The organism is Paenibacillus caseinilyticus (assembly GCF_027533645.1).
Classification (GTDB): domain Bacteria; phylum Bacillota; class Bacilli; order Paenibacillales; family NBRC-103111; genus Paenibacillus_G; species Paenibacillus_G caseinilyticus.
The window spans coordinates 1-18460 of sequence record NZ_JAQAGY010000006.1 but is presented as its reverse complement, the minus strand read 5'-3'; the positions used below and the strand labels follow the sequence as shown (position 1 = coordinate 18460).

Sequence of the window (18460 nt, the reverse complement as noted above, 5' to 3'; positions counted from 1 at the left end):
CCGGCAGCATTCTTCCAGCAAACCGTGGCGGCCTTCCGTACAAACGCTTTTGTAGCAAGGCCCGGGTATCCCAGTTAGCAGAATGGATTAAAAACCACATTATCCCAAGCTTAGCCCTTGGAGAAACAACGAGGGAGGTGAACTGGATGGAGCCAGTCCTCACGATATTGATTTCTCTCTTAGTTGGTGCTCTTGGCTTCGGGGTCGGTTATTTTATCCGCAAGTCCCTTGCAGAGGCGAAAATTTCTAGTGCTGAACAAGCTGCCGCACAGATCGTAGACAATGCGCGTAAAGAGGCGGACGCACTGAAAAAAGAAACGGTTCTTGAAGCGAAAGATGAAATTCACAAGCTGAGAACCGAAGCTGAAAAAGACATTCGTGACCGTCGGAATGAAACACAACGACAAGAGAGACGATTGTTGCAAAAAGAGGAGTCGCTGGATAAAAAATTAGAATCTCTCGAGAAAAAAGAAGAGCAGGTCGCCAACAAAGAGAAGCGAATCGAAGAAACCCAGTCTCAAATCGATCAGATCTACAAAGATCAAGTTTCCGAGCTGGAACGGATCTCGGCCCTCACCATGGAGGATGCGAAGAACATCATCCTGACTAACGTGGAGCAAGAGGTTCGCCATGAAACCGCCCAACTCATTAAGGAAATCGAGCAGCAAGCGAAAGAAGAAGGCGACAAGAAAGCCAGAGAAATCATTACGCTGGCCATTCAGCGCTGCGCCGCAGACCATGTGGCGGAGACGACTGTATCGGTTGTAGCGCTTCCTAACGAAGAAATGAAAGGCCGGATCATCGGCCGTGAAGGCCGCAACATCCGGGCCCTCGAAACATTGACGGGGATCGATCTCATTATTGACGATACGCCGGAAGCGGTCATACTGTCGGGCTTTGACCCGATCCGCCGCGAAATCGCCCGTACCTCGCTGGAGAAACTGGTAGCGGACGGTCGGATTCACCCGGCACGCATCGAAGAAATGGTCGAGAAATCCCGTAAGGAAGTGGACGAGCGGATTCGCGAATACGGCGAACAAGCCACATTCGAAACCGGCGTGCACGGACTGCACCCGGATCTGATCAAGATTCTGGGACGTCTCAAATTCCGTACGAGCTACGGTCAGAATGTACTGAAGCACTCGATGGAAGTGGCTTACCTCGCCGGTCTGATGGCTGGAGAACTCGGAGTAGACGTGACATTGGCGAAGCGTGCCGGGCTTCTGCATGACATCGGGAAAGCATTGGACCACGAAGTCGAAGGCTCCCACGTGGAGATCGGCGTCGAGATTGCGAAGAAGTACAAGGAACATCCGATCGTAATCAACAGTATCGCATCGCACCACGGCGATACAGAAGCCACATCGGTTATCGCCATGCTGGTCGGTGCTGCCGACGCTCTGTCGGCTGCTAGACCAGGAGCGCGCCGCGAGACGCTCGAGACGTACATCCGTCGTCTGGAGAAGCTCGAGGAAATTTCGGAGTCGTTCGAAGGTGTCGAGAAATCGTACGCCATTCAGGCCGGCCGCGAAGTCCGCGTTATGGTGCAGCCTGAGAAGGTGGATGACGCCGAAGCGTTCCGTCTCGCGAGAGACATTACCAAGAAGATCGAAGGCGAACTGGATTATCCAGGCCACATCAAGGTCACGGTAATCCGTGAAACCCGAGCCGTGGAATACGCCAAATAATCGAACCTTCACACCGCAGAGAAGTGGCCGACTGGCTACTTCTCTTTTCTTGGTACGGCCAGCATGGGCGTCACTCGATATGGGCAGAGCGGCAAGTTCTCGGGCGAACAAGCATAATAAGGACGGGGATGCCGTGTGGAACAGGAGCCGCGTATGCCATGGTACTTAAACAACAAGTTCCTCTGGCTCATATGTACCCTCACCCCTCCAATCGGCTATCTTCTCGTGCTCTGCAACCGAAAACGCTGGAGCCATAAAGAAAGAATCGGATATCTGCTCTACGCCACAATCCTTACCTCCCTGTGGGTGCTGAAGTTCATATCGAAGGAAGTCCAACTGACCGCCATCATTCTTACGGGAATTGTTCTAGCGATGAGATCCGGCAAACGGTGACGATCGAGGGCCAGCCTGACAGCCAGTGCGGTACGCCTGGCGATCCAGCGATGCAGAAGCACGGGGGCGGAGCGAAGCCGCAGGAAGCCGTTGCCCTACCGCCCTCCATCCTGGCAGCCAGGGCGGCACGCCTGGCGATCCAGCGATGGCGCGCACTGCGTACCGCCAAGCACATATCTCCACCCCGCGAGCCGCTCGAACAGGAGCTTTGATCCGCAAGGGTCAAGGCGGCTCCCAACCACGCAGCCCCACACCTCCGCTCGCCAATCGCCATCCACGAGTAGGGGGCATAAAGCGGCGGAAGAACAGGGCAGTCAAGCGTGTCTGCTCGGGGGAGGCTGCCGGCGCAGGCGTCAGCCAAGCGCCGCAGCCCTCCCCTGAGCAGACGAAAGCGATCCAACCACCCCAGCCCCCATCAACGCCGGCCCCGTCCCTCATTCGCGCCCTTCCGGGGTCCAGGGGCGGAGCACCGGTCCTCCCCCTTCTCAGGAGAAGGGGGAAAGAGGGGGATGTGACCTAACTTAAGGAGTGTACAACATACAGATGAGATTATTATTTATCGGGGACATTGTAGGTTCCGTCGGACGAAAAGCGCTGAAAGCCTGCCTGCCAGGCCTGAAATCAAAGTACAATCCAACCTGGATTATTGCCAACGGGGAGAATGCCGCGGCGGGCCGGGGAATCACGCAGCCCATTACGAAGGAGCTCTACGAGATGGGCGTCCACGGCATTACGATGGGCAACCACACGTGGGACCAGAAAGAGATCTTCGACTTTATCGATAAAGAAGAGCGGATGGTGCGCCCGGCGAATTTTCCGGCCGGCACGCCTGGCCGCGGCATCATGTACATCAAAACGAAAGAGGCGGAGCTTGCGGTAATTAACCTCCAGGGACGCACCTTCCTGCCCCCGCTCGATTGTCCGTTCGAGAAAGCAAGTGAGCTGGTGCAGCAGGCGCGCAAGCGGACCAAGTATGTCTTTGTGGACTTCCATGCGGAAGTAACCTCGGAGAAGCTCGCCATGGGATGGCAACTGGACGGCAAGGCTTCGGCCGTAGTCGGCACCCATACGCATGTGCAGACGCACGATGAGCGGATCTTCCCGCAGGGAACGGCTTATGTGACCGATGTGGGCATGGTAGGGCCGCGGGACGGCATCCTCGGAATGGAGCGCACCGCTGTCATGAAGAAGTTCATGACCCAGCTGCCGACCCGGTTCGTGGTGGACGAAGGCAAGTGGCATTTTCACGCGGTGATTATCGATCTCGATCCGGCAACGGGACTGGGCCGCAAAATTCAGTTGATTCGCAAGGACGAAGATACGGTCATGTTTGAGTAAAATCCTTCTTTGGATGAATTGACACAAAATTCAAAACTTTTCGAACATACCTTCTTCGGTAGGAAGGAATTAACTTCTAATTCCTAGAATATGATTAATACCGGAAGCAATCATCATTCCCGAGGAGGTACTTTTCATGGAAGTATTAAAAGTTTCAGCAAAATCCAATCCAAATTCCGTAGCCGGCGCATTGGCGGGGGTGTTGCGTGAACGCGGGGCTGCGGAGCTTCAGGCGATCGGGGCCGGGGCGCTGAACCAAGCGATCAAGGCGGTAGCGATTGCGCGAGGATTTGTTGCTCCCAGCGGGGTTGATCTGATTTGCATACCGGCATTTACCGATATTGTGATAGATGGGGAAGACCGCACAGCAATCAAATTAATCGTGGAGCCAAGATAAGATACCATGGCAGCCTGTCCATAGAACCATGACCGTACAACGCCTGTTTACTCCGTAGACAGGTTTTTTGTTCTGTTTGGATACAGAAAAGGCGGAGCCGCCCGATCGAAGGGAGACGTGTTACCCTGATGAACAGTCCGATTATTGACGGCCACTGCGATGTCTTGTTCAAGCTGTACAACAACGCCGGCATCGACTTCTATAATCCGCTGGAGAGCCGGCTGGACGTGACATATGACCGGCTGCGCGGCTCGAATGTAAAACTGCAATTTTTTGCAATCTACTTGCCGGAGCGTATAACGGAGGCGCGATTTGACCATTACTTGGAATACATCGATCTGTTCCACTCCCGGATCGAGTGCCCGGGGAAGGTACGGCTTGTGCGCAGCCAGCGGGACTTGGATGAGGTCATGGCAGGCTCCGAGACGGGAGCGGTTCTGACCCTTGAAGGAGCGGACGCTCTGCATGCCAGTCCGCTGTACACTCGGATCCTGTTCCATCTTGGCGTAAGGCTGATCGGGCCCACCTGGAATTACGGCAACTGGGCCGCGGACGGCATTCTGGAACCCCGGAGGGGTGGCTTCTCCCGCAAAGGAAAAAGCTTTATTAAAGAATGCGGGGATTTGGGCATTCTATTGGATGCATCCCATTTGTCCGTCGCTTCGTTCTGGGACTTAGCCGCCCACTCATCCGGCCCTTTCGTTGCCACGCATTCCAACGCCAAAGCAGTATGCGGGCATCCTCGCAACCTCGACGACCTCCAGATCGAGGAGCTGATCCGCAGAGACGGCCGGATCGGGATGACCTTTGTTCCTTACTTTGTGGGGAGCGGCGCTTCGGCGAGCATCGGGGGGATACTGAAGCACATCGAGCATATTTGCTCTATGGGAGGAGTGGAGAAGATTGTTCTCGGTTCGGATTTTGACGGGATTGCGGAATGGATACCGGGACTGGAGCATGCGGGACACTATCACCGGCTCGAGGCAGAGCTGAGGAAGCATTATTCGGATGCGCAGGTGAACGGGTTTCTCAGCCGCAACTGGTATACGCTTCTTCATCGGCATCTGCCGGTTAGCTGAACCGGTGGAACGGAGTACCTGGCATGGGTGGCTTTTACGGGCTTTCGCACGTTCCCGTCACAGGGGGGTGCCGGCGAAGCGGAGGTTCCATGAAACGTTATATTCCTAACCAAGATGCAAAAGCAGTAAACTATTCTCGCTGCGGTATGAATACGATCTAAAATAACTATCTTTCAAAATTGCCAATAACTCTTGCTTTTTAACTCTTGACATCATAAAATTTGTGAGACAACTGAAAGAGCCATGTGCTCTCTCAGGGAGCTTTGGGCTCAGCTGCTTAAGTCAGCGACATTCAAAAGGAGTGGACAACGGTGATTAGCCAATTATCTTGGAAGGTCGGAGGACAACAGGGGGAAGGCGTGGAAAGTACGGATAAAATTTTTTCCACGGCACTGACCAGACTGGGGTACTACCTGTACGGCTACCGTCATTTTTCCTCGCGGATCAAAGGCGGACACACGAACAACAAAATCAGAATCAGTACGAAACCGATTCGTGCCATTTCCGACGATCTCGATATTCTCGTCGCATTTGACCAAGAAACAATTGATGTAAACGCACATGAGCTGCGTGAGAACGGCGTCATCATCGCCGATGCGAAAGTCAATCCGGTCGTACCGGAAGGCGTAAAAGCAAGATTGTTCCCTGTGCCGATTACGGCAATTGCAGAAGAACTCGGCACGTCCCTGTTTAAGAATATGGCCGCTTCCGGCGCATCCTGGGCTCTGCTCGGCCTGCCGCTCGAAGTGTTTAATAAAGCAGTAGAAGAAGAATTCGGCCGTAAAGGCGCAGCTGTCGTAGAGAAAAATATCGAAGCGGTCCGCAAAGCGGCTGAATTCGTACTCGAACTGAACGGCGGTCCACTGCCGGAATTCCAGCTCGAGCCTGCCGACGGCAGACAAAAGCTGTTCATGATCGGGAATGATGCGATCGGCCTCGGCGCTGTTGCAGCGGGATGCCGGTTCATGCCGGCTTACCCGATCACTCCGGCGTCCGAGGTCATGGAATACCTGATCAAGACGCTGCCGAAATTCGGCGGTACGGTCATCCAGACGGAAGACGAGATCGCAGCATGTACGATGGCGATCGGCGCCAACTACGGCGGTGTGCGCTCCCTGACGGCTTCCGCTGGTCCTGGTCTCTCCCTCATGATGGAGGCGATCGGCCTGGCCGGTATGACCGAGACGCCTATCGTAATCGTGGATACGCAGCGCGGCGGTCCGAGTACGGGGCTTCCTACGAAGCAGGAACAGTCCGACGTACTCGCCATGATCTACGGTACGCACGGTGAGATTCCGAAGATCGTTCTCTCCCCATCGACGATCGAAGAATGCTTCTACGATACGGTCGAAGCGTTCAACTTGGCGGAGATTTACCAGCTGCCGGTCATCCTTCTGACAGACCTTCAGCTGTCCCTTGGTAAGCAGACGGCTGAACCGCTTGATTTCAAGAAGGTTCAAATCGACCGCGGCACGCTTCAGCAGGGCGAGCTTCCGACCAATGAAGAGAACAAGCTCTTCAAGCGTTACGAGTTCACGGAAAGCGGCATTTCCCCGCGTGTCATCCCTGGCCAAAAATATGGTCTCCACCATGTAACCGGCGTAGAGCATGACCAGGAAGGCCGTCCGTCCGAGAGCCCGGAGAACCGCAAGAAGATGATGGATAAGCGGATGGGCAAGCTCAGCACGGTATCGAAGAAGGTGACGAACGCCATCAAGGTGGACGCTCCTCACGAGACGCCGGATCTGCTCATCATCGGCATGGGCTCCACTGGCGGTACGATCGACGAAGCCAGACGCCGTCTGGACGAGAGCGGCATCAAGTCGAACCACATCACGGTCCGCCTGCTGCATCCGTTCCCGGTCGAAGAGCTCTGGCCATACCTCGAGAAAGCAAAGCAGGTTGTTGTCGTTGAGAACAACGCTACGGGTCAACTCGCGTCCCTGATTAAATTGAACGCGGGATATGCCGATAAACTCAACAGCATGCTGAAATATAACGGTAATCCTTTCTTGCCTGCCGAAATCACAAAATATTGTCAGGAGCTGAACCTTGTATGGCAACGTTAAAAGATTTCCGTAACAATATCAAACCGAACTGGTGCCCGGGCTGCGGCGACTTCTCCGTCCAAGCAGCGATCCAAAGAGCGGCTGCCAACGTAGGTCTGGAGCCGGAGCAACTCGGCGTTGTTTCGGGGATCGGCTGCTCGGGCCGGATCTCGGGCTACATCAACGCTTATGGCTTCCACGGCGTACACGGTCGTTCCCTGCCGATCGCCCAGGGTCTCAAAATGGCAAACCGCGAACTGACGGTCGTCGCTGCAGGCGGCGACGGTGACGGCTTCGCGATCGGTATGGGCCACACGGTCCATGCGATCCGCCGTAACATCGATATGACGTATATCGTCATGGATAACCAAATCTACGGTCTGACCAAAGGCCAGACTTCGCCGCGAAGCGCAGAAGGCTTCAAGACGAAGTCCACGCCGTCCGGTTCGATCGAGTCCGCTTTGTCGCCGCTGGAAGTGGCTCTGGCTGCCGGTGCTACCTTCATCGCCCAGTCGTTCTCGAGCAACCTGAAGCAGCTGACGCATCTGATCGAAGAAGGCATGAAGCACAAAGGCTTCTCCTTCATCAACGTGTTCTCGCCTTGCGTCACGTTCAATAAAGTGAATACGTACGAATGGTTCAAGGAGCACATCGTGGATCTGGAAGAAACGCCGGATTACGATCCGTCCAACCGCGTGTCGGCCATGACCAAAATCATGGAGACGAACTCCCTGGTGACCGGCCTGATCTATCAGGACAAGTCCAAGCAAAGCTACGAAGATCTCGTGACCGGCTTCAAGCCGGAAGGTCTGGCGAAGCAGAATATTGCCCTGACCGAGCAAGAGTTTGAAAAATTGGTGGCAGAATTCAAATAATTTCTTGACAGTCTTCGAAGCATACGGCCCAGGCCGTATGCTTTTTTATTCGAGGATGGGTATAATGGAGTAGAGAGAAAGCCGATTGGCATTATAAGGAGAGAAACCATACCTATGAAAAAAGTACCCGTAGGCGTATCCGCCAGACATATTCATTTATCCGTCGATCATATCGCCGCCCTGTTCGGAGCAGGCTATGAACTCAAAGTGCTCAAAGAGCTGTCGCAGCCCGGCCAATTCGCGGCAGAAGAAACGGTTGCCGTCATCGGGCCCAAAGGCCAGTTCGCCAAGGTCCGCATCCTCGGTCCCGCGCGCGGCAAGTCGCAGCTCGAAGTGTCGCGTACGGACGCGTTCAGCCTGGGGCTGACCCCGCCGGTGAGAGAGTCCGGGAACACGGCCGGCACGCCGGGCATTAAGATCGTCGGTCCGGCAGGGGAAGTGGAGCTGGAAGAGGGCGTGATCGTAGCGGCCCGGCACATTCACTTCCATACGGACGATGCGGCGCGCTGGGGCATCCAGGACAAGCAGAAGCTGACCGTTCGCGTTGGCGGCGAGCGTGCGGTGATCTTCGAGGAAGTGCTGGCACGCGTGTCCGACCAGTATGCGCTGGATATGCATATCGATACGGACGAAGCGAATGCGGCCGGCATCAAGAACGGGGACGAAGCAGAGATTTTGTCCTAGCAGCTATCCGGTTTTTTCTTTGAAATGCCAGCAGGGTCAATGCTATAATGGAAGGGTTAACCACGGCATGGGCCGCACTGCAAGCTTCAGGAGGAAACGGAATCTATGGCGATGAACTCTAAGGCGAAGGACTATTCGATATATTTTCAGCCTCCCTCCCTAAGTGACGCCAAGAAGCGGGGCAAGGAAGACATCACGGTGCATTACGACTTCGACATCCCCGGGGAACTGCGCGAGCTTGGACGGGACAAGCATTATCTCATCCAGACGTACGGCTGCCAGATGAACGAGCACGATACCGAGACGATCAAAGGGCTTCTCGAGAGCATGGGGTACCGGGCGACCGAAGACCGCAGGCAGGCGGACATCATCCTGCTCAATACCTGCGCGGTCCGCGAGAATGCGGAAGACAAAGTCTTCGGCGAGCTCGGCCACCTCAAGCACCTCAAGATCGAGAAGCCTTCTCTGCTGCTCGGCGTATGCGGCTGTATGTCCCAGGAAGAGTCTACGGTGAACCGTATTCTGAAGAAGCATTCCTTCGTGGATCTCATCTTCGGGACGCACAACATTCACCGCCTGCCTTCTCTCGTGAAGGAAGCCATGTTCAGTAAGGAAATGGTGATCGAGGTGTGGTCCAAAGAGGGCGACATTATCGAGAACCTGCCGAAGAAGCGCGAAGGACTGAAGGCGTGGGTCAACATCATGTATGGCTGCGACAAGTTCTGTACATACTGCATTGTTCCGTATACCCGCGGCAAGGAGCGTTCCCGCCGGCCGGAGGACGTGATATCCGAGGTCCGGGAGCTGGCCCGTCAGGGGTTCAAGGAAGTGATGCTTCTCGGTCAGAACGTGAATGCCTACGGCAAGGATTTTGAAGATATCGACTACCGCTTCGGCGACCTGATGGACGATATCCGCAAGATCGATATTCCGAGGGTTCGCTTTACGACGAGCCATCCGAGGGACTTTGACGATCACCTGATCGAAGTGCTGGCGCAGAAAGGCAACCTGATGGAGCATATCCATCTGCCGGTGCAGTCGGGAAGCAACGAAATCCTGAAGCGGATGAGCCGCAAGTACACCCGGGAGCAGTATCTGGAGCTCGTGGGCAAGATCAAGGCCGCCATCCCGGATGCCGTGCTGACGAGCGACTTCATCGTAGGCTTCCCCGGAGAAACCGAGGAGCAGTTCGAGGAGACGCTGTCACTGGTCCGCGAAGTCGGTTACGATTTTGCCTATACGTTCATATACTCTCCGCGGGAAGGGACGCCGGCGGCGGACATGGAAGATACGGTGCCCTCCGACGTGAAGAGCCGGAGGCTGCGCAGGCTGAACGACTTGCTGAACGAGAACATGAAGCGGAGCAACGAGAAGCTGATGGGCCGAACCGTGGAAGTGTTCGTCGAAGGGGAGAGCCGGAACAATGCGGCGGTGCTTGCCGGCCGGACACGTACGAACAAGCTGGTGCATTTTGAAGGGCCGAAGGAGCTTGTGGGCAAGTTGGTGCAGGTGCATATTACGGAAACACCGACGTTCTACATCAAAGGGGACTGGGTGCAGGAAGCCGTAGTACAATAAGAACAGACTAGGGGTGCACGGCAATGGCTGAGATTAAATATACGAACTGCGGCATGGAGCAGTATACGAATACCGAACTGATCGTTCGGGAAGACATTCTCGCGAAGGCACGCGAGCTTGCCGAAATGATCTCGACTTCGAACGAAGTCCAGTTCTTCCAGAAGGCGGAGCAGCAGATCTCCGGCAATGACCAGATTCAGACGCTGATCAGCGCCATCAAGAAGAAGCAAAAAGAGATCGTGGCGTTCGAGTCGTTCCAGAACAAGAACATGGTCGAGAAGATCGAAAAGGAAGTCGACGACCTGCAGGATCAGCTCGATTCGATTCCGATCGTAAGCGAGTTCAAGCAGTCTCAAGAAGATATCAACTATCTGCTTCAGCTCGTCATGGGTGTGATCCGCGATTCCATCTCGGAGAAGATCAATGTCGAAGAAGGCCAGGCGGAAGCTTCTTCGAGCTGCAGCGAGTAAGCAGGATTTGACAGTCCGGACCGATAGCCGTCTCCCTCCAGGAGGCAGGCCGTCGGTCCTTTTTGTTGGGCAGCGAAGGAAAAGGTGGGGAAGCGGGGGACCCCGGGCGGAGAAGGAAGGGGCATAAAACAGGAAGAGGAGGGATATGCTTCCTAAGGAGAACGTTGGCTTAAGGAGAAGGCTGACTTAAGGAGGGTACAGGAAGTGGACAAGGACATCGTCAAATTCACGGTGAATCCCGAGAACGCGGATGAGCTGATCGCCCTGATCGATGAGATCAATGCCCATGCGGCGTTATCGGAAGAAGAAAAGTCGCAGCTTATGCACGAAGTGGCCGAGCTGCGTCACCAGTCCCCGGAAGATTTGTTGTAGTCGGAAGATTTGTTGTAATGCCGCCCCGCCGCGGGCGAGTCTATGTTGCCCGTGCCCGCAGAAGCACAGGCGGCCTTTTTTTCCAAGCCCCCAACTCCCCCGTGCTGCCGACTGCCCAGGTATGCTACAATAGAGGGATAGGATTAGAGAGTCGAATGGGAGGGTGACGGGTGTGACGGGAATGGAAAAAGACGTGCTGACCCGCTTCGGCGTCTCCATGCCGGACGAACTCGTAAAGCAGTTCGACCGCTATATTACGGAGCAGGGGTATACGAACCGTTCCGAGGCAATCCGGGATCTGGTCCGGCGTGTGCTGCTCGAGCCCAGCGCCCTGCAAGGTACACAAGCCGTGGCGGGGACGATCGTCATGGTCTATGACCATCATATGACGGATCTGCCGCTGGTGCTGATGGAGCTTCAGCACGATTATCACCATGACATCATTTCGACCATGCATGTACATTTGAATCATGACCAATGCATGGAGGTCATCGTCGTCCGCGGGGTGTTGTCCCGTCTGCGGGAGCTGCATCAACGCATTCAAGTACAGAAAGGCGTACTGTACGCGGAGCTTTCCGTTACGTATGCGGATGGGAGGGGGACGACGGCGCCGGGAGACCACGGCCATGTCCATTCCTCATCCAAAGGGAAGATGGGAGAGAGCCGTCGTCCCCTATAAGTCAAAGGAAAGCCGGCCGGCAGGCCGGTTTTTTGTATATTGTAGAATTTCTAAAATGTAGATGTATCCGGAGTATTAGAAGGTATTCATGACTATGCATACTGAATCACGAATCGCTTGGAAGAAGCGGGAGAACGCATAGAAGAGTAAAAGGGATGGGGATGAGGTGGAAGAGCGAAGCGACCGCCTTTACAGTCATGTGACTACCGCTAGAACATAAATTCATGTCCACAGGACTGTAACAGCGGCTGGAACCCCATATTCATCCCTCTCCACGCAAAAACGTTTGAACAAGCACGTACTTTCCTTTTTTTCTTTTTGGTGACGCTGGAACCGATACAGTCATGAACCCCGCTGCCCGTCCATATATTATATCAGTTGATATAGATGTGTACGGAAAGCGGGGGATTCATAGATGTCGACCCAATCGCTGGCGCAGTGGACCTTCGATATTACCGGCATGACCTGCGCAGCCTGTGCGGCCCGGATCGAGCGGGCGGTAGGCAAGCTGGACGGCGTGGAGGAAATCCACGTGAATCTGGCGCTTAGGCGGGCGTCCGTGACCACGGACCCGAGCCGTACGGACGAACAGCGGGTGATTGCCCGCATAGAGGGGCTCGGTTTTGGCGCTTCACCCAAGGAAGAGGGAAGGGCAGAGGAGGAGGCGGAAGAGGAGGTACGGCGCAGCCGGAGGAGCTTCCTGGCCGGTGCGGCAGCGCTGCTGCCCTTCCTCTGGGCTATGGCACCGCACCATGCGTGGTCGGCTTCCTGGTGGGTGCCTCCGCTGCTGCTGAACCCTTGGTTCCAGTTGGCGCTTGCGACACCAGTGCAGTTCGTCCTCGGGGGTCCGTTCTATTACCGGGCCTGGAAGGCGCTGCGGGCCGGAGGAGCATCGATGGATGTGTTAGTGGTGCTCGGCAGCTCGGCGGCGTACTTCTACAGTCATTACCGGCTGTTGAACGCGGGAGGAGATCCGCTCCTGGGTCCGGGAGGCGGGCATGTCCATGCCTCTTCCTATTTCTTCGATACGAGCGTGATGATCTTCACGATCGTCTGGCTCGGGAAGTGGCTCGAGTCCGCCGCCAAACGGCGCACGGTAAGCAGCATTACCGCTCTGAGAGAGCTGCAGCCCAGGGAAGTAACGATATTCGAGGAGGGCCGGGCCGAGAGGCGCCGCGCGGACGAAGTGCGCGAGGGCACGATGATCCTGATCCGGCCGGGCGAACAGGTGCCGCTGGACGGTGTAGTCTTGGAGGGCCGGTCGGAGGTCGATGAATCGCTGGTGACCGGCGAGAGCCTGCCGGCCGAGAAGAGGCCGGGAGCTCTTGTGCTGGCCGGCACGCTGAACGGAAGCGGTGCACTGACCGTGCAGGTGACAGCGCCCGAGAGCCGCTCCACGGTGGCCCGGATGGTCCGGATGGTCGAGGAGGCGCAGGGCACCAAGGCCCCGATCCAACGGATTGCGGACCGGGTGTCCGGCATCTTCGTGCCGCTGATCGTGATGACGGCCCTCGTGACCTTCGCCTGGTGGTATGTGTGGGGCGAACCCGGAGCCGCCGCTCATGCCTTGGAGAAGGCGATTGCGGTGCTGCTCATCGCTTGTCCCTGCGCACTGGGGCTTGCTACCCCGGTATCGGTTCTCGTCGGATCCGGCCGGGCCGCCCAGCAGGGCGTACTGTTCCGGGACGGGCGGATGCTCGAAGAGCTTCAAGGCACCGATGTGCTCCTGCTGGATAAGACCGGCACGCTGACAGCGGGGAAGCCGCGGGTGACCGGGCTTTACCCGGCCGCGGGCTTGACGCAATCCGCGCTGCTGCAAGAGCTCGCCGCGGCGGGACAGTCCTCGGAGCACCCCTTGTCGCAGGCGGTCGTCAGGGAAGCACAGCGGCGGGGTCTAGCGCTGTCTGCCGCTGCGGAATTCGCCTCCGTGCCCGGCTGCGGCGTACGGGCCGTCGTCCGCGGCCGGACGCTTCACATGGGCAGCCGGCGGTGGCTGGAGAGCCTGGGCATCGCCATCCCGCCGCTGGACGCGCAGGAGGCGAAGTGGCGGAGCGAAGGCAGACAGCTGCTGTATGCGGCTGCAGACGGACGCTGGAGCGGGCTGGCTTCCTTGAACGACCCGCTGCGTCCTGGCGCCCGGGCTACGGTAGAGAAGCTGAAGGCGGCCGGTGTGGACGTCGTACTCGTCACGGGCGACCACGAGGAGGCGGCGAGACGGACAGCCGCTCAGGCGGGCATCCGGCGTTGGTACGCGGACATGCGGCCAGAGCAGAAGCTGGAGCTGGTCCGCCGGCTGCGCCGTGAAGGGCGGCGGGTCGCGGCCGCAGGCGACGGGATTAACGATGCCCCGGCGCTGGCGGCAGCGGATGTAGGCTTCGCGGTCGGAAGCGGCACGGACGCGGCGAAGGCGGCGGCCGGTGTCCACCTGCAGACCAGCGATATACGCAGCATCGCGGCGGCCTACCGGATCTCCCGCAGGACGATGCGGGTCATCTACCAGAACCTGCTGCTCTCCTTCGGCTACAATGTGTTGGCCGTTCCGCTCGCGGTCACCGGCCAGCTAGCCCCATGGATGGCCTGCACGGCGATGGCGCTGAGTTCGGTGACAGTTGTCTGTAATGCGCTGCGTCTGCAGCGCGCTTAAGGCTTCACTAAGACGTGATTGAGGCGTGTCTTAAGCGCTTATAAGCTTCGGAGGATGAGGAACGAGAGAGAGGAGGCAGCCTCATGACGATGCCCTGGAGTGATGCGGTCTTGGCGCTGCTGGGCGGGCTCTTCGGCGCCCCGCACTGCATCGGGATGTGCGGGGGGACCGCTGCCGGTTATGCGCTTGAAGCCCGCAGCGGTCCGCTGCGGGCGGTTCTGTTCTACAACGCGGGCCGGGTGCTGACTTACACTATGCTCGGTGCCTTCATGGGCGCCGTCGGTTCTTTCATCGACGGGGCGGGGCGGATCGCCGAGCTGCAGGGGGCGGCGACCTTCGTGGGCGGATGCCTGATCCTTCTGTGGGCGCTGCGGGGCACGAGGCTGCGGATTCCGGTGCCGGCCGCGCTGCGGCGGCTGCGCGCCTCGGCAGAGCGCAGAGGCCTCCGCTGGAAGGGCAAGGGCACCCCCGCAGCGGCGCTGCTGGGCGGCCTGCTTCTCGGATTCCTGCCCTGCGGCTTGACCTATGCGATGCAGATGAATGCGGCAGCCGGGGGCAGCCCTTACAGAGGAGCGCTGCTCCTGGCGGCCTTCGGGCTCGGCACCGTACCGGCGCTGCTCCTCGCGGGCTTGACGGCCCGCCGGCTCGGGCGCGCCTTGCGCAGCCGGGCCCGTGCCGCCGGAACGGCCGTCGCTGTGACGATGGGCGTGCTCTGTATTCTGCGCGGCCTGGCCGCAGGCGGCTGGATCCCGTCCGTGCACCCGTGGCTGTGGTAGCCGGGGGGAGTGCTTACCGGGAAGCGGCCCCTGCCGGTCCGATGCTGCCGGCGGCAGGAGCTCACTCAGCCCATGGGAAGAACACACTAACGCTCCGCCAAGAAAGGATAATCCACCTTAAGCACAGCACCCCCCGCTCCCTTCACGGTTACTTCGGCCTTCTGGCGGCCTGCCATCAGCGGTATGCCGCTGCCCGTATAGCGTCCAGGCTCCGTCTCGCCGAGCTCGGCCCGGGAGGTGCCGCAGAACATATCCGGCATATCGATCGCGAGGAGCAGCTGTGCTCCGGTGACCGGCATGCCGTCTGCTCCCTTAACCGATACGGTGAACATCTTCTCTTGAAGGACCCGGGCCGTTCCTTCGTTAGAGGCCACGACGATCGTATATCCATCCACTGCATACTCCCTTTGCACAGCGTAATCCGCTCCCGCAGCATCATTCGGATGGGCGGTGCCGGCGCCGCCCCACAGACCTGCTGCCCCTGCGAGCGTGACGCCGGCCAGAAGCCACGGCCATTTCCGTCTCAATGGGCGCTCCCCCTTTTCGCACAACTGCATCCCTAATAAGTACCCGGGTCAGGGGCTGAATATGCTTTTCATCAATTTGTCACCGATCCGAAAAGGGCCGAGGTGTCATTTTGTGCGGAAATATGGTAATTTGGTTGGTGGGGCAAGAGCTCCCGCCTGGCTCCGGATCCTGGCCCCCAGCTCAGATCTCATAGCCCGGCCAGTTCATCCAAGGGCCAGATTCCAGAAAGGGGCATCACGTAATCCATGGCAACCATCAAGCTGCTGCTCAGCCTCCTCGTCATGGGGGCATTTTTCAGCGCGGCCTTCGTGCTGTTCTTCCAGAAAAGAAAAACGATCGCTTGGACCTGCATCGGCTTCGGCTTCGTAAGCGCCTTCCTGTTCTACTACGCCATCTATACCGGCTGGCTTCCGCTGCCGGAGACCCAGTGATGGTGCCGGGCGGCAAAAGCCGCAAAGACATCCGGCCCGGGCTCGAAGTAGCCGTTGTCCTGAAGCAGGACCAGCGTACAGGCAAGCGGACCCGCGGGATCGTGAAGGACATTCTGACGAATTCCCCTTCGCATCCCCACGGCATCAAAGTACGGCTCACCGACGGACAAGTCGGGCGCGTACAAGAATTGGCGAAACCGGAAGAGAAATGACTTCCGGTTTTTTGGCGTGACGGCATACGCCGTCCGCCTGGAAGACATGTCGTGCGCCTCTGCTGCGTATACATGGGAAGGAAGGAAGGGAGGCGCGCCATGACGATGCAAAGCGGGGCAGAGCTGCGGCTGCCAGAGCCGGAGGGACCTTCCCATGCCCACGCGTTCTGGCTTCAGAGCTCGGCGGAGCTCGGGCACAGCCATCTCATGCTGGTGTATACCTACGCGGTCAACGGGACTGGGCAGGACGGCCACATACATACCTTCCAGGGACATACACGGCTGGCGGCGCGCCATTTTCACCGGATGATCGGAAGGACGGGGCCGCCTATCGCGCTTCCCGACGGGACTCATTACCATGAGGTGCATGGGGAGCTGGACGACGAGCCCTTCCGCCCCGAGCCCGGCTATTATACAACGGTCCTGTCGATTCCCCGGCATATCCATCTCTACGCGGGCCGCAGCGGACCGCCGATCGGGGTAGAGCCGCCGGGATGGTAGGGGGGAGCCTTGGAGGCATCGGCGGATAACACAGGGGTACAAAACGGAACTTGGGCGGGAGTCCAAGTTTTTTTCTGTTATACGAAAGAAAAGGGAGCCGAATTCAGTGTATTCCCATGGAGATGGGGGAGTATAGTTCAACTTGGTTAAAACTAGGGCATACGTGGTATTCATAAGTAGAGATTATGAGAATCTTTAAATGTTCTAATGCGGATATGTGAGGAAATACGCGTTTGATTATTTCATAATGATAAAAAGTAGAGTATAATGAAGCTATAAAGTAGAGGGGGAGCCGTGTCTTCCCTTGACATCATAGAGAAAGGCAAGAGGAGGAATTCGAGTGAGCACACTTCTTATGAAGATGTTCTGGTCCTTTGTCCGGATTTCGCCGATGTCCTTCGGCGGAGGATATGCCATGATCCCGCTGCTCGAGCGCGAATTCATAGACAAACGGCAGTGGATCTCCCGGGAGGAGATGAGCAGCGGGTTATCCGTAGCCGGATCGGCGCCCGGTGGCATCGGTGTCAATGCGGCGGCTTTTATCGGATACCGGATGAAAGGCGTGCCGGGGGCCGTTGCCGCCGTACTCGGGATCACCCTGCCGACTTTCCTGATCGTCCTGGTGCTTGGCCTGGCGTTCGCGCAGGTCCAGCATTATCCGAAGGCGGCAGCCGCCCTGGCGGGAATTCAAGCGGGGGTGGCGGCGCTGATCCTGGTCTCTGCTTACAATATGGGCAAGTCCTCTCTCGTGGACCGCGGCACACAGATCACGGCGGCCGCAGCCCTGGTGCTGCTGCTAGTGTTCGGCGTGCACCCTATGCTGCTGATTGCAGGGGGGCTTCTCTTGGGCCATGGGCTGGTTCTCCTCCGGACCCGGCGGGACGCAGGGCACATGACGCGCCCGGAGCCGGCAGCCGCCGCAGCGGTGCCTTCGTATAAGTACGCGGACTATTTCATCGCTGACGGGATATGAGGACAGCAGAAGGCTGCAAGGTGAAATCATCCGGATTATTCACGTAATCATAAGAATAAGGAAAGGAGGCGGCCCCCGTGCTGTGGACTATGTTCATCACGTTCCTGAAGATCGGATTGTTCTCGTTCGGCGGCGGCTATGCGATGATCCCGCTGATCCGCCACGAAGTTCTGGGTCACGGCTGGCTTGCGGATCAACGGTTCACCGAGCTGGTCGCGCTGGCTGGCATGGCGCCAGGCCCGGTCGCCACCAACAGCGCTACGCTGATCGGGTATGAGGCAGCGGGTGCGCCCGGTGCCTTCGCCGCGACAACCGGGATGATTCTGCCCTCGCTCATCCTGATCATCGTCCTGAGCGCCTTCCTCTTCCGGTGGGAGAAGGCGGACTGGGTGGCCACGACCTTTTACGGACTGAAGCCCGTGATTACCGGGATGATTTTTTATGCGGCCGTTCATTTTTTGCTGCCGCGGGAAGGACTGCCCTGGCTGACCTGGCATACAGCCGGCATGTTCGTCATCGTAGGTCTGTCGCTCTTCGCGCTGGTAAGGTATAAGCTTCACCCGTTGGCGGTCCTGGCGCTGTCCAGCCTCCTCGGCATCGCTTTTTTTCAGTGAACGGCACCGCAGTGAAGAGTGCGCAAGGGTAAGGTGAAAGAGTTCCCTGGGGATTAAGGAGGCCACTGAAGAACTAACGCTTTTTCATCGGGAGTCTCATAGAAGTTACAAAAAAGACATCTGCCTCCATTTTTTAGGGAGCAGATGTCTTTTTTAATGGCTCAAAACGGGTTTGCCCGA

20 protein-coding genes are annotated in these 18460 nt (G+C 57.7%); 19 read left to right on the top strand and 1 reads right to left on the bottom strand.

Going from position 1 to position 18460, the window contains the following annotated elements:
- Positions 1-146 precede the first annotated feature (146 nt).
- The 14 genes from rny to O9H32_RS10805 all read left to right on the top strand — a co-directional run bounded on the left by rny (position 147) and on the right by O9H32_RS10805 (position 15021).
- The gene (rny, locus tag O9H32_RS10870) at positions 147-1688 is read left to right on the top strand and encodes a ribonuclease Y (protein WP_269866089.1); all 1542 of its coding nucleotides are present in this window, start codon (positions 147-149) and stop codon (positions 1686-1688) included.
- A 302-nt stretch (positions 1689-1990) separates the two neighbouring features.
- Entirely contained in the window at positions 1991-2293 is a 303-nt protein-coding gene (locus O9H32_RS10865) for a hypothetical protein (protein ID WP_269866088.1), read from the top strand.
- 331 nt (positions 2294-2624) lie between these two features.
- The gene (locus O9H32_RS10860) at positions 2625-3419 is read left to right on the top strand and encodes a TIGR00282 family metallophosphoesterase (RefSeq protein WP_269866087.1); all 795 of its coding nucleotides are present in this window, start codon (positions 2625-2627) and stop codon (positions 3417-3419) included.
- A gap of 136 nt (positions 3420-3555) precedes the next feature.
- Positions 3556-3816: a stage V sporulation protein S gene (locus O9H32_RS10855; protein ID WP_006286829.1), complete on the top strand. Its 261-nt coding sequence runs from the start codon at positions 3556-3558 to the stop codon at positions 3814-3816.
- A 128-nt stretch (positions 3817-3944) separates the two neighbouring features.
- Complete coding sequence (locus O9H32_RS10850) at positions 3945-4895, top strand: dipeptidase (protein WP_269866083.1); 951 nt, start codon at positions 3945-3947, stop codon at positions 4893-4895.
- Positions 4896-5206: 311 nt separating this feature from the next.
- The gene (locus O9H32_RS10845; RefSeq protein ID WP_269866082.1) at positions 5207-6964 is read left to right on the top strand and encodes a 2-oxoacid:acceptor oxidoreductase subunit alpha; all 1758 of its coding nucleotides are present in this window, start codon (positions 5207-5209) and stop codon (positions 6962-6964) included.
- Positions 6952-7818 carry a 2-oxoacid:ferredoxin oxidoreductase subunit beta gene (locus tag O9H32_RS10840; protein ID WP_269866080.1) on the top strand — a complete coding sequence of 289 codons (867 nt, stop codon included), beginning with the start codon at positions 6952-6954 and terminating at the stop codon, positions 7816-7818. Before O9H32_RS10845 ends, O9H32_RS10840 begins: the two co-directional genes overlap by 13 nt.
- A 114-nt stretch (positions 7819-7932) precedes the next feature.
- Positions 7933-8502, top strand: coding sequence for a phosphate propanoyltransferase (gene pduL / locus O9H32_RS10835; protein WP_269866078.1), 570 nt, complete (start codon positions 7933-7935; stop codon positions 8500-8502).
- A 111-nt stretch (positions 8503-8613) separates the two neighbouring features.
- Positions 8614-10080, top strand: a complete 1467-nt coding sequence (gene miaB, locus O9H32_RS10830; RefSeq protein WP_269866393.1) for a tRNA (N6-isopentenyl adenosine(37)-C2)-methylthiotransferase MiaB — start codon at positions 8614-8616, stop codon at positions 10078-10080.
- Positions 10081-10103: 23 nt separating this feature from the next.
- Positions 10104-10550: a RicAFT regulatory complex protein RicA family protein gene (locus O9H32_RS10825; RefSeq protein ID WP_269866077.1), complete on the top strand. Its 447-nt coding sequence runs from the start codon at positions 10104-10106 to the stop codon at positions 10548-10550.
- 204 nt (positions 10551-10754) lie between these two features.
- A complete protein-coding gene (locus O9H32_RS10820; protein WP_269866076.1) occupies positions 10755-10922 on the top strand; it encodes a hypothetical protein in 168 nt (55 codons plus the stop codon).
- A 181-nt stretch (positions 10923-11103) separates the two neighbouring features.
- The gene (gene nikR / locus O9H32_RS10815; RefSeq protein ID WP_269866392.1) at positions 11104-11601 is read left to right on the top strand and encodes a nickel-responsive transcriptional regulator NikR; all 498 of its coding nucleotides are present in this window, start codon (positions 11104-11106) and stop codon (positions 11599-11601) included.
- 415 nt (positions 11602-12016) lie between these two features.
- The gene (locus tag O9H32_RS10810; protein WP_269866074.1) at positions 12017-14245 is read left to right on the top strand and encodes a heavy metal translocating P-type ATPase; all 2229 of its coding nucleotides are present in this window, start codon (positions 12017-12019) and stop codon (positions 14243-14245) included.
- 83 nt (positions 14246-14328) lie between these two features.
- Complete coding sequence (locus O9H32_RS10805) at positions 14329-15021, top strand: sulfite exporter TauE/SafE family protein (protein ID WP_269866073.1); 693 nt, start codon at positions 14329-14331, stop codon at positions 15019-15021.
- A gap of 86 nt (positions 15022-15107) precedes the next feature.
- Here the strand turns inward: O9H32_RS10805 and O9H32_RS10800 are convergent, their stop codons facing one another.
- Positions 15108-15548 (bottom strand): FixH family protein, encoded by a 441-nt coding sequence (locus O9H32_RS10800; protein ID WP_269866072.1) that lies wholly within the window; start codon positions 15546-15548, stop codon positions 15108-15110.
- Between the two features lie 246 nt (positions 15549-15794).
- On the opposite strand from O9H32_RS10800, the gene O9H32_RS10795 reads away from it, so the two are divergent.
- From O9H32_RS10795 to O9H32_RS10775, 5 genes are all read left to right on the top strand, one after another.
- Positions 15795-15980, top strand: coding sequence for a hypothetical protein (locus O9H32_RS10795; RefSeq protein WP_269866071.1), 186 nt, complete (start codon positions 15795-15797; stop codon positions 15978-15980).
- Positions 15980-16192, top strand: coding sequence for a YwbE family protein (locus O9H32_RS10790; protein WP_269866070.1), 213 nt, complete (start codon positions 15980-15982; stop codon positions 16190-16192). The genes O9H32_RS10795 and O9H32_RS10790 overlap by 1 nt, the downstream gene beginning before the upstream one ends.
- 99 nt (positions 16193-16291) lie before the next feature.
- Positions 16292-16693 carry a YmaF family protein gene (locus O9H32_RS10785; RefSeq protein ID WP_269866069.1) on the top strand — a complete coding sequence of 134 codons (402 nt, stop codon included), beginning with the start codon at positions 16292-16294 and terminating at the stop codon, positions 16691-16693.
- A gap of 340 nt (positions 16694-17033) precedes the next feature.
- Entirely contained in the window at positions 17034-17666 is a 633-nt protein-coding gene (locus O9H32_RS10780) for a chromate transporter (protein WP_269866068.1), read from the top strand.
- A 77-nt stretch (positions 17667-17743) separates the two neighbouring features.
- Positions 17744-18280, top strand: a complete 537-nt coding sequence (locus tag O9H32_RS10775; protein WP_269866067.1) for a chromate transporter — start codon at positions 17744-17746, stop codon at positions 18278-18280.
- Positions 18281-18460: the final 180 nt, after the last annotated feature.

Excerpts from the sequence above, each read along its gene's own strand:
- rny (WP_269866089.1), top strand. The coding sequence starts at position 147 with ATGGAGCCAGTCCTCACGATATTGATTTCTCTCTTAGTTGGTGCTCTT.
- O9H32_RS10860 (WP_269866087.1), top strand. The coding sequence starts at position 2,625 with ATGAGATTATTATTTATCGGGGACATTGTAGGTTCCGTCGGACGAAAA.
- O9H32_RS10855 (WP_006286829.1), top strand. The coding sequence starts at position 3,556 with ATGGAAGTATTAAAAGTTTCAGCAAAATCCAATCCAAATTCCGTAGCC.
- O9H32_RS10850 (WP_269866083.1), top strand. The coding sequence starts at position 3,945 with ATGAACAGTCCGATTATTGACGGCCACTGCGATGTCTTGTTCAAGCTG.
- O9H32_RS10840 (WP_269866080.1), top strand. The coding sequence starts at position 6,952 with ATGGCAACGTTAAAAGATTTCCGTAACAATATCAAACCGAACTGGTGC.
- pduL (WP_269866078.1), top strand. The coding sequence starts at position 7,933 with ATGAAAAAAGTACCCGTAGGCGTATCCGCCAGACATATTCATTTATCC.
- miaB (WP_269866393.1), top strand. The coding sequence starts at position 8,614 with ATGAACTCTAAGGCGAAGGACTATTCGATATATTTTCAGCCTCCCTCC.
- O9H32_RS10825 (WP_269866077.1), top strand. The coding sequence starts at position 10,104 with ATGGCTGAGATTAAATATACGAACTGCGGCATGGAGCAGTATACGAAT.
- nikR (WP_269866392.1), top strand. The coding sequence starts at position 11,104 with ATGGAAAAAGACGTGCTGACCCGCTTCGGCGTCTCCATGCCGGACGAA.
- O9H32_RS10810 (WP_269866074.1), top strand. The coding sequence starts at position 12,017 with ATGTCGACCCAATCGCTGGCGCAGTGGACCTTCGATATTACCGGCATG.
- O9H32_RS10805 (WP_269866073.1), top strand. The coding sequence starts at position 14,329 with ATGACGATGCCCTGGAGTGATGCGGTCTTGGCGCTGCTGGGCGGGCTC.
- O9H32_RS10795 (WP_269866071.1), top strand. The coding sequence starts at position 15,795 with ATGGCAACCATCAAGCTGCTGCTCAGCCTCCTCGTCATGGGGGCATTT.
- O9H32_RS10790 (WP_269866070.1), top strand. The coding sequence starts at position 15,980 with ATGGTGCCGGGCGGCAAAAGCCGCAAAGACATCCGGCCCGGGCTCGAA.
- O9H32_RS10785 (WP_269866069.1), top strand. The coding sequence starts at position 16,292 with ATGACGATGCAAAGCGGGGCAGAGCTGCGGCTGCCAGAGCCGGAGGGA.